This window comes from Propionicimonas sp., from assembly GCF_047606205.1.
Classification (GTDB): domain Bacteria; phylum Actinomycetota; class Actinomycetes; order Propionibacteriales; family Propionibacteriaceae; genus Propionicimonas.
In genome coordinates this window covers 1-8,240 of sequence record NZ_JASGES010000135.1, presented here as the reverse complement: position 1 = coordinate 8,240, position 8,240 = coordinate 1, and the positions used below count along the sequence as shown (strand labels likewise).

Genomic DNA, 8,240 nt, shown 5'->3' with positions numbered 1-8,240 from the left:
GCCGCCTGGTCCGGGGCGGCGGGGTGTGCTGGGTGCACGGCGGCGCGGCGCCGCAGGTGCGGGCCAAGCGCGAGCAGCGGGTCGCGGAGGCCGAGCTGCTGGCCGAGGCCAAGGCCGACCCCACCCTGCCCGCGGACGCGAGCCCCGCCGAGGTGCTGCTGCACGCGATGACCAGCGCGCACCGCGTCCTGCTGCGGCTCCAGTCGGTAGGCATGGGCACGGACTACATCGGCCCGACGGCGCTGGACCTGCTCGGGACATGGATCGACCGGGCGAGCAAGGCGGCATCGGTGGTGGTGTCGTCCAAGGCGGACGAGCTGCGCATTCGGCAGGCGGAGCGGGTGGCCGAGGCACAGGCCCGGCAGGTGGTGGACGTGATCGCCCGCGTGCTGTCGTTCCTGGACCTGACCGAGGCGCAGGAGGCCCGGCTGCCCGAGGCGATGGCCGAGGCCCTGGACGCGCTGGGACTGCTCACGCCGCCCGGCCCTGCCCCGGTCCCGGCTGCACGCCCACGGGCCCCGCAGGCGCCGCTGGGCGCCTTCCCTGGACGCGCTGGGGGCCGTCCGGCCCTCACGGTGGTCGCTGGGGAGGTGCAGCGGTGAGCGAGGTGTGGGCGGCCGTCCTGGCGGCGCTGGGCGAGCAGTACGACTCGGCCTCGGCCAGCCGTGACCCGATCGCGTGGGCGGAGGCTCAAGGGGTCGAGCTGTGGAGCAAGCAGCGGGAGGTCATGGCGTCGGTGCGGGACCACCGGCGCACCGCGGTGCGGGCCGGGCACGGCGTGTCGAAGTCGTTCACGGCGGCGCTGCTCGCGGCCTGGTGGGTGACCGCGCATCCGATCGGGGAGGCCCTGGTGGTGACGACCGCGCCGACCGGCCGGCAGGTGTCGGCGATCCTGTGGGGCGAACTGCGCCGGCTGCACTCCCGGCTCGGGCTGCCCGGCACGATCGGGCTGGACGCGACATGGCGGATCGACGGCCAGCTCGTGGCGATCGGGCAGAAGCCGGCCGACTCCGACGAGGTGGCGTTCCAGGGCCTGCACGCCCGGCACGTCCTCGCGGTCCTGGACGAGGCCGCTGGCCTGCCCGGCGCCCTGTGGGACGCGGTGGCGGGCGTGGTGACCTCCGAGACCAGCCGGGAGCTGGCGATCGGGAACCCGGACAAGCGGGGCGGCCCGTTCGAGCGGGTGTTCGAGCCCGGCTCGGGCTGGTCGACGGTGCACATTTCGGTGCTCGACTCGCCGGCGTTCACCGGGGAGGACGTGTCCGACGAGCTGCTGGCGGTGCTGCCGTCGCGGGCGTGGGTGGAGGACTCCAAACGCGGCTGGGGCGAGCACTCGCCGGTGTACCGCTCCCGGGTGCTTGGCGAGTTCCCGGCCACCGACGCCGACGCCCTGATCGACTGGGAATGGATCAAGCGGGCGCAGGATTTGTGGGCCGAGGCCCCGGCGCGGCTCGGCTACGGCCTGGACAGCCGCATCGGCGCCGATATCGCCCGGTTCGGCTCGGACACGACCGTGATCCTGATCCGCGCCGGCGGGTTCGTGAAGGTCGCCGAGACGCTGCGCGGTGCCGCGCTCACCGAGACGGCCGGGAAGCTGCACCGGCTGGTCGAGCACATGGGCGCCCCGGTGATGGTGGACGACACGGGGGTGGGCGGCGGGGTCACCGACATGCTGTACGAGCGGGGCCTGCCCGTGTTCCCGGTGATCGCGGCCGCGAGCGCCGACGACCCGACCCACTTCGCCAACGTCCGCGCCGAGGCCTACTGGCGGGTGCGCCAGTGGCTGGAGGCCGGCGGCCTGGCGCTGCCGCCCGAGGACGACGAACTCGCCCAGCAGCTCGCCCGGCTGCGCTACAAGCTCGACTCCAAGGGCCGCATCCAGATCGAGTCCAAGGAGGCCATGCGCGCCCGCGGCGAGCCTTCACCGGACCGGGCTGACGCCCTGATGCTCACCTTCGCCAAGACCCACCAACCCGACGCCTGGCGCGGCCCCGACCAGACCTACGACCTCGGCTGAACCCTCGACCTCAACCACACCAACAGGAGGAACCATGACCACCGAAACCCAAACCCTGGCGGACCTGTCCCGCCAGCCGTTGCCCGACGTGCCCGCCTCGACCGCCTACGACGTGGCCCGCGCGATCGTGGACGCCCGCGGGTTCTACACCAAGCCGCCGTTCACCCGCGTCCAGATGGACTCGCCCGGCCTCGGAGAACTGTTCGCCTGGTTCGCCCAGCTCGGCCTGGGGGTGCCCGGCGCGCTGGTGGTCGAGCTGGCGCACAACATGACCCTGTACCGACGGCTCGCCGAGCTGCGGCAGGCCCCGCCCCGCGACTTCGGCACCGGCGACCTGGACGCCGACGACTACGCCGACCGCTACGCCACCATTGTCGCCCAGCGCGAGAGGCAGACCAGCGCCGAAACCCTGCTCGAGCCCGCCATGGATCAGCTGAACGGCAGCACCCACCTGCTGATCGAGCAGCACCTTCCCAACCTCGTCCGCACGCTCTCCGCGCTCTATGAGGCCAACGCGGACGACCTGAACCACCTCAGCCGTCTGTCAGGCGCCGAACGCGACCGGCTCACACCGCTCGCCGAGCCGCTCTACCGGGCGCACGACCGGCTCCTGGCCTGGGGCCCGACGCTGCCCGGCTACCACTGGGACGTGGCCGCCAACTGGTGCACCTACTGGGAGTTCAGCATGCCCGCCTGGATTCGGCTCGTACAGCGCACCAAGGCGCTGGAAACCAAGCCGGACGAGGACGGGTACGCCCTCGCTGTCGAGTGCGGCGGACGGCCCCGGCTGGCCGTCAGCCAGCGCCAGGCGATGCAGGACGCCCACCGGCTCCAGCGCGGGTTCAAGGTGTGGAAGGACAACGGCGGCGACAGGGTGCGCAAGACCGCCCGCAAGCTCACCACCGACGAACTGGACCAGGTGCTCGCCGGCGAGAGCATCCGCGAGCAGTTCCGCCAGCGCGACGCCGACCTCCTCTCCGAGGCACACACCCCCGAAGCAACCAAGCCGTGACCCGACAACCGCCGAGGCCCCGTATCCCAACCAACGGGTGCGGGGCCTCGGCACGTCCGGCCCTCGCTCTGCTACGCCCGTGCTACGCAACGCGTTAGCACCGCCTGAAACACGCCGACACCAACCGGCACAAAGGCCGCGACTTTCCCGCTCAGAATGACACGGAATAGCACCAAGAAACACCGCAGGAAACGGCCGATACGGTCTCATAATCCCTGGGTCGCGGGTTCGAGCCCCGCCCGCCCCACCAGCGTTCAGGCTTGCTCACTAGGGAACTTGTCCTCGGGACGGTTGGGCGCAACGGGCCAGAAGGACGCACGAGAGACCCCTGTGCACCACATTCGCACGTCGTGGAGCGGAGATCGAACCCTCCAGTGGCGAGCGCACGCCGTGAGTTCGGGTCGATCCGCAAGCTAGCTTCGGGTCGCCACCAGGCCGTCTACACCGGCCCGGACCTGCCGCGGCACGTCGCGCCCACCACCTTCCAGGCCGTCACGATCACCCTCGCCGGCCAGCAAGTCACCGCCCAACCCAGACTCGACGACGACACCGCCGGCATCATCAACAAGATCCCCGACCTGGCAGGGCACCAAAACCGGGCCCCGGTGTGGAAGTCAGAGGGTCAGCCGAAGGGGTTCAGGATGAGGGCTTGAGGTCCTCCACCCCGAGGGTGAGGATCGGTCCCTCCGCAAAGTCGTGGCTGAGCGTGACGTCGAACTCCGCCCCATCCGCCTGAGTGACGTGCACGGTGACGTCGGCCGGCAACCCGAGCAGTCCCCCGGTCAACGGCACCTGCCACACGATCTGCTGGATCGACGTTGCGGGGGTGAGCGTCATCGTCGGCAGCGCGACACCGGGCATGCCCTGCAGGGACGCGGTCACGTCGAGCTTCACGATGGAGCCCGCGAGAGCGCCCGCAGCGTTGACGCCCACCGTCATCCGGAGTTGCTGGACATCGATGACGGTGATCCGCATGTAGTCGCTGATGGCCTTGTCGAAGCCGCCTTGCGGCTCGACGAGCGAGGCCTGCACGCCCAGGATGGTGCCTGCGACGGCCGGTCCGTCCACGGCGGATTCCGCCGGGATCACGACGTCGACAGCTGAGGTGGTCGAGCCACCCCCGTCCGCCTGAGCGGTGATGCTGGTGACCCGCAGCGGCACCGGGCCCGCGTTGCTCAGGCGATACTCCCCGGCCTCACCGGTCACGACGACGAGGTCGTCCTCGCCGACGGTGGTCGAGAACGCGAGCACAACCGTGCTCGTCACCGGGGTGGGGAACGCATCATCGAGCGCGAACGACAGCTGGCCGAGCAACGTCGGCACCGGTGTCGCGGAGAGCTGGCGCATCAGGAGATTGACCGAAGCGATCGCCGGCACCGCGTCGTCGACGACGTCGAAGTCCACGAGGAATGCCCCCGGCTCGGCACCGTTCGCCGCAGCAAGCCCACTGATGCCGGCGTTCGCGAGCCCGACCGGGTTGAGCGGCGCGAGCCGGCTCGGCACACTCACCCTCTTCACCAGCGCCGAGACCTCCGGATGCTGCGACAACTCCTGCGCGAGACCCGCGAGATCGGCAGGAGCCACGTCCGGCGCCAGGCCGAAGGTCAGGTGGAAGCGACAGCCGCTCGATGCCGGCGACGGGTCCAGCACGGCATCGCAGGCCGCGGCGATGCCGTCGGCGGTACGGACCAGGCCGTACCGCGAAGGGATGGCGATCACCGTGCCGCTCACGCGACCGAGGTAGATCGCGCGCAACGTCGGGTAGCGGTCGGAGATCTGGCCGAGCGCAGACAGCTCGACGAACTCGCTCTGCCGGTGCTCGAACTCGGACAGGTCCTCGGTGGTCATGATCACCCGGCTCGTCCCGCCCGCGGTGAGCAGGTAGCGCGGCCGGTAGGACACCGCACCGTAGCTGTCCGCGATCGGCAGCGTGACGGTTCCGGTTGCGACCGTCCGCACCCAGGTCCCGCTCGGCTCCGGGATCACCGGGCCGGCGACCACGACTTCCGCGACGGCTGGTGACAGCCGCAGCCGATCCACAGGGGAGACGGCCCGCCTGGTCAACGGCAGGTGCCGGGCAAGGGCCAGCGGCTGCGCCGCCACCGTCATCGCGGCAACATCCGCCGGCGGAACCTCGGGTTCTCCCGCGCGGGCGATCGCCGCGTCCCGCAGGGACACCCGTCCGACGCCCAGCCTGTCGAGCGGTGTGAGCCGCAGCACCTCCGGCCCGACCGGATCGGGCGAGTCCGGCTCGATCACGCCCAGCGGGACCGGCCGGCGCTCCTTCCACGGAACCTCCCAGGCCCGTTCGTGCCAGCGGCCACGCCCCCCGCCCCCGTCATCGGTGGAGGCGGGCTGGAAGGTCGCGACGGTGTAGGAGTACGTCACGCTCAAGGACGCGCCGGCCGTCGCCGTCAGCGCAGAGAACGCGAGCAGGACGTCGGGTCCCAGCAGCGTCCCGGTGAAGGTGAGCGGGGTTCCCGCCAGCGCTCCCCTGACCTCCTTGTTCGCCGCCGTCCCGTCCGGGTTGGTGTAGGTGAGCGAGAGGGTCGCCGCCAGCGACGTGAACGCGATCGGGTCGACCTGGGTGTCGGGATTCGCCTCCCGGAACGCCGTGACGTCTGCAGGTTCCCTCTGCTCCACCCCCAGGGTGACGGTCGCGACATTGAAGGGATCGCCGTTGGCGTCCACCCCCTGCTGGGCGGCGGTGAAGCCGAAGGCTGTGTCCGGCGCCGCCGCGAGGGTGAACTCGGGCAGGTACCACTGGCGGTCCTCGCCGACCGAGGCGAACAGCGAACCGTTGCGGCTCTGGACGTCGGGGACGCCGGTGGCCTGCCCCACCGCGACGGTCGTCCCCATCACCTGCAGCAGGGCGTCAGAGACCACGAAGTGGGTGGAACTCTGCGCAAGGCTCACAGCCGATGGCGACAACCGCCGCAACGGCGCCAGGGATTCGAAAGGCATCTCCCACTCATTCCGGGATGAAGGGCGGGAAGGCGGCGATGTAGCTGTTCACCTGCTCGCGCTTGTCCGCAGGCACGCTGGGGATGACGATCTTCAGCGGATCGATCAGCTTCGCGCGTCCCGCGGGAAGCGGCACCGTCTTCGGGGCGTCCATCGACCAGGAGACCGGGTCGTCTGTGAACGCTGCGCCCGCGACGTCGACCGTGATCGTGTAGCTGAACTCGGTGGCATCGAGGAACTTGTCCGACCAGATCTGCCAGATCACGTCGTTCTGGTTCGCAGCCGTGAAGACAAGGGTGTCCGTGCGGGACCCGATGGTCGCCGTGATGGTGGCGGAGATGTTCTCCGTCGGCAGCGGCCGGTCGAGCATGAAATGCACGAAGACGTAACCCGCCTCGTCCGCTGTCATCTTGGGCGCCTTGAACGTCCCGGTCTGCTCCACGACGAACTGGCTCGTCCCGTTGGACAGGTCGACCCGAGGATCCTCGCCGTTGAACGACAGGGTCTTGCGGAGCTTGACCTGGTCGGCCGGCCATTCGGCGAGGTCGTCCTCCAGCCGCAGGAAGGAGATGTTGACGACATCGTCGGGGTTGGCCTTGGTCCAGGCCGCGAGGCTGACGCCCCCCGCCGGCTTCTCCTCCGCGATCTTGTAGTGGAAGCCTTCGCCGCGGGTCACCAGATTCGGCTTGCCGTCTGGGGTGAGCGGATCGGTGAAGTCGGGGTACGAGACCTCGAGCTGCACCGACATCAGCGGGTCAGCCTTGGTGTTGCCGCCCACGTTGTTGGCGAAGTCGACCATGCTCGCGCCGGCAACCTGGACCTTCTTGAAGTGGTCACCGATGTCGACGATGGCGAGGTACTTCTTCACGTCGGCCTTGATGGCCGGCTCGAGGTCGTTCAGGTCGCCGGCGATGGTGTGTTCGACCGCGATGGTGGTGTCGAGCTCGAGGGTGTCGGTGAACTCGACCTCCTTGATCTGGGTGCTCGCCTTGAGTGACACCGACGCTCCACCGAAGATGCTCGAGAAGAGACCGCGGCTCGCTGTGGCCGGGGCGTCCTCACGGGGTTTCCAGTCGAAGATCTCGTCCTTGAGCAGGTTCATCGCGGTCGTCTTCATGTCCGTGACGTTCTTCATGATCCAGTCCTGCAGCTCCGGCGTGATCGCTGCGCCATTCATGGTGATCTTCGTCCGCACCCCGCCCGCGGTGACCATCTTCGAATAGGCGTACTGGAGGCTGGCCTCACCGATCCCGAGGAACCCGCCGGCGCTCAGCGCCCCGGACATCTGGTCGTAGCACTTGCGGGCGTTGACGGTGACCTGGATCTGGCACGCGTGGATGTAGACCTGTTCGGTGAGGTTGCAGTGCACCGTGAACGGCGAGATCCCGTTCTCCAGAGAGCCGGCGATGGCGCCGGCGGCGAACTGGTTCGCCGTCACCAGGAAGCTGCTGAAGCCCTGCGCTTCGACGCTGCCCTTGCCCATGCCCTGCGCCTCGAGGAACATCGGCACCTTGGTGCCGGCCGCCGCGCCGGCGAGGTTGGGGATCTCGATCGTGACGTTGTTCTTCATGATCGGGATGATTCCCAGGAGCGGGTCCGGGTCGCCCGCCCCTCGCCCGAACAGGTTGGCAATGCGTGAGACGGGCGTCGAATGCCCACCAGCCTTGAGCACGGCGATGGCGTTCTTGATGACGGACGGGGGCACGGCAAAGGTCGTCGAGAAGGTGCAGAACCCGCCGCCGGCCTCTGCCGCGCCGCCGACCAGCATGTCGTCGGTCAGGCCGATGGTGGTGTCCCCCGTCATCAGGCCCTTGAACACCGTCATGCCGAAGTCGAAGTCGGCGGGCTGCGTCTGCTTCTTCGCGAGGTAGACCCGTGCAGGGTTCCAGTAGAACTGCTGGGGACGCCCGGCGGCGCGCAGCTCCTCGTTGTTGGCATCGGGGTAGACCTGCAGCTGGTACAGGGTCCCGTTCTCATCGTTCACGGCCACGACGACGAAGTCGGGCCCCCAGACGGCGCCGACTGGGCTCAGGTAATCAGGCATGACTTGCTCACTTTCCGTTGGTTGGGTGCTGACTGTGTGGTGAGACGCCTAGCCTCACTGGGGGTCTTCTTCGGTGTCTTCGCTGCCACCCTCGGGCTCGGTCGGTTCCTCGGTCGGTTCCTCGGTCGGTTCCTCGGTCGGTTCCTCGGTCGGCTCTTCCGTCGGTTCCTCGGTCGGTTCCTCGGTAGGCTCTTCCGTCGGTT

The 8,240-nt window shown here is 69.5% G+C and carries 6 protein-coding genes; 4 read left to right on the top strand and 2 right to left on the bottom strand.

Annotation, left to right across the window (positions count from 1 at the left end):
• From QM633_RS08600 to QM633_RS08585, 4 genes are all read left to right on the top strand, one after another.
• Nucleotides 1-602, top strand: a 602-nt coding sequence (locus QM633_RS08600) for a hypothetical protein (protein WP_415153338.1), incomplete at its 5' end; no start/stop codon positions are given.
• Entirely contained in the window at nucleotides 599-2,017 is a 1,419-nt protein-coding gene (locus tag QM633_RS08595) for a hypothetical protein (RefSeq protein WP_415153337.1), read from the top strand. The genes QM633_RS08600 and QM633_RS08595, both read left to right, overlap by 4 nt.
• A gap of 34 nt (nucleotides 2,018-2,051) precedes the next feature.
• A complete protein-coding gene (locus QM633_RS08590; RefSeq protein WP_415153336.1) occupies nucleotides 2,052-3,029 on the top strand; it encodes a hypothetical protein in 978 nt (325 codons plus the stop codon).
• Between the two features lie 374 nt (nucleotides 3,030-3,403).
• Entirely contained in the window at nucleotides 3,404-3,682 is a 279-nt protein-coding gene (locus tag QM633_RS08585) for a hypothetical protein (protein WP_415153335.1), read from the top strand.
• Here the strand turns inward: QM633_RS08585 and QM633_RS08580 are convergent.
• Complete coding sequence (locus tag QM633_RS08580; protein WP_415153334.1) at nucleotides 3,666-5,993, bottom strand: hypothetical protein; 2,328 nt, start codon at nucleotides 5,991-5,993, stop codon at nucleotides 3,666-3,668. The two genes, QM633_RS08585 and QM633_RS08580, sit on opposite strands and share 17 nt — an antisense overlap.
• A gap of 7 nt (nucleotides 5,994-6,000) precedes the next feature.
• The gene (locus QM633_RS08575; RefSeq protein WP_415153333.1) at nucleotides 6,001-8,037 is read right to left on the bottom strand and encodes a hypothetical protein; all 2,037 of its coding nucleotides are present in this window, start codon (nucleotides 8,035-8,037) and stop codon (nucleotides 6,001-6,003) included.
• Nucleotides 8,038-8,240 lie beyond the last annotated feature (203 nt).

Bases quoted from the DNA above. Each gene is read 5' to 3' on its own strand.
- QM633_RS08580 (WP_415153334.1), bottom strand. From the start codon at position 5,993: ATGCCTTTCGAATCCCTGGCGCCGTTGCGGCGGTTGTCGCCATCGGCT.
- QM633_RS08590 (WP_415153336.1), top strand. From the start codon at position 2,052: ATGACCACCGAAACCCAAACCCTGGCGGACCTGTCCCGCCAGCCGTTG.
- QM633_RS08575 (WP_415153333.1), bottom strand. From the start codon at position 8,037: ATGCCTGATTACCTGAGCCCAGTCGGCGCCGTCTGGGGGCCCGACTTC.